Below are 438 nucleotides of genomic sequence, written 5' to 3' on the forward strand. Positions count from 1 at the left end.
GTTCACGCCCATGCGCTGTTCGAAGCGCAGCGCATCGGTCATCAACGCCGGAATCAGCGACAGCGTGAGGAAACCGTGCGCGATCGGCCCGCCGAACGGCGATTCGCGTGCGGCGCGCTCGGGATCGACATGAATCCATTGATGATCGCCCGTTGCGTCGGCGAACCGGTCGACGCGCGTCTGATCGATGTCGATCCAACCGCTCGCGAACGGCGCCGCGCCGACCCGCGCATGCAGCGCGTCGGCCGACGCGACGACCGGCAGCGCGTGCACGCGCGCCGTCATGCACGCACCTGCGGCGAGCGCAGCCCGAAGATCACTTTCGAGCGCACGGTGATGACGGTCTCGCCCTGCTCGTCGACCCCTTCCCATTCGGTCGTCACGATCCCGCGATCCGGCTTGCTCTCGGACAGCCGCTTGTCGAGGATCTTGTTGTAC

At 67.1% G+C, this 438-nt stretch carries 1 protein-coding gene; it reads right to left on the reverse strand.

Features of this window, described 5'->3' with window-relative positions; genetic code table 11:
* Positions 1-285 (reverse strand): MaoC/PaaZ C-terminal domain-containing protein (locus tag J5M58_RS27120; RefSeq protein ID WP_306795265.1); only part of this gene is annotated, 285 nt, incomplete at its 3' end.
* Between the last annotated feature and the right edge of the window lie 153 nt (positions 286-438).

The sequence above is a fragment of the Pseudomonas sp. 32_A genome, assembly GCF_017490905.1.
In the GTDB taxonomy this organism is placed as follows: Bacteria; Pseudomonadota; Gammaproteobacteria; order Pseudomonadales; family Pseudomonadaceae; genus Aquipseudomonas; species Aquipseudomonas inefficax.